This window comes from Inquilinus limosus MP06, assembly GCF_000767795.1.
Classification (GTDB): domain Bacteria; phylum Pseudomonadota; class Alphaproteobacteria; order DSM-16000; family Inquilinaceae; genus Inquilinus; species Inquilinus limosus_E.
On the sequence record NZ_JANX01000955.1, the window covers coordinates 1 to 1,399 of the forward strand.

Annotated in this window: 2 protein-coding genes; both read right to left on the minus strand. The window is 70.5% G+C overall.

The annotated features are described in order from the left end of the window. Positions 1–429, minus strand: a 429-nt coding sequence (locus tag P409_RS34345; protein WP_034849347.1) for an enoyl-CoA hydratase/isomerase family protein, incomplete at its 3' end; no start/stop codon positions are given. A gap of 147 nt (positions 430–576) precedes the next feature. After that, on the minus strand, positions 577–1,399 hold an 823-nt coding region (locus tag P409_RS34350), incomplete at its 5' end, for an alpha/beta fold hydrolase (protein WP_034849348.1).

The following is a 1,399-nucleotide window of genomic DNA, read 5'->3' on the forward strand; positions in this document are numbered from 1 at the left end:
CGTGCCGCCGCCGCCCGGGATGCTGCCGACGCGCACCTCGGGGAAGCCGAAGCGGGCCGTGTCGGCGGCGATGCGGATGTCGCAGGCCAGCGCGAGCTCCAGCCCGCCGCCCAGGGCGAAGCCGTTGATGGCGCAGATCACCGGCTTGCCGAGATCCATCCCGTCCAGGAAGCCGGCGTCGCCGCGGCCGAAGGCCAGCGACGCATAGCTGTCCGCCGGCGGCATCGTCTTCTTCAGGTCGGCGCCGGTGCTGAAGGCGCGGTCCCCGGCGCCGGTCAGGAGGACGACGCGGATCCCGTCATCCTCCCGCACCCGGCGCCAGCATTCGGCCAGGCCGGCCTGGGTCTCCGGGTCGATCGCGTTCATGGCCTCCGGCCGGTTCAGGACCACGGTGGCGACATGCGCTTCGACCGAGAAATCAACCGCCATCCGACTGGCCCCTCCCCGCTTCGGCGCCGTGACGACCGTCGCCGGGCCTGACCTTTGCCTGAGATTTGCTGCGATCGACCTCGCGGCGTCAAACGACTTAATCGGGTCGATCGTTGAGCATTTCTCACAAGCCCCGACCCATCGTCCTCAGTTGTGCCTGGCGATGAAGTCGAGGACCAGCCGGTTGAACAGCTCCGGCCGCTCCCAGTTGGCGGAATGCGCCGCCTCGGGGATGATCTCCACCTGGGCGTGCGGCATATGGGCCGCCTGCATCCGCAGCAGCGACGGCGGGGTGTAGAGGTCGGCGTCGCCGGTCATCAGCAGCGTCGGGACGCGGATGGTCTCCAGCGCCGCCCAGGTGATCTGATGCGCCAGCTTCGGGTCGATCCGGGTGCCCGGGATCGCCTCGTGCACCATGGTGTTCCAGGCCTCGAGCCCGGCCGGGTCGCCGGCGCGGTAGGACGGCCCCAGCTCCTGGAAGTCATGCGGCAGGTCGGCGAAGAACTTCGGCCGCAGACGGGCGTTCACCGCCTTGTAGTCCGCATCCTGGATGCCCATCAGCGACGACAGCACGGTCAGGCTGCGCACCTTGTCGGGATGCGACAGGGTGTAGTCGATGGCGAAATAGCCGCCATGGGCCGCCGCCACCAGATGCACGCGGTCGAGGCCGAGGACGCCGATCAGCGCGTGCAGATCCTCCGACGCCACGCCGGGATCGGCATTGTCGCCCGCGTCCGACCCGCGGTAGCCGCGGCGGGAATAGCCGATGGCGCGATAGCCGGCTTTGGCGAAGACGGGCTGCTGGTAACCCCAGCCCGCGCCGCTCTGCGTGCCGGCGTGCAGGAAGATCACCGGCGCGCCCGTCCCGCCCGTGTCCCAGTACCACAGCCGCGTGCCCGGCAGCTCTGCCAGCCCTTCCTTCGCCGGAGCCTGCGGCGGCAGCGGCACCGGCGTCCACATCGCCGCCGGC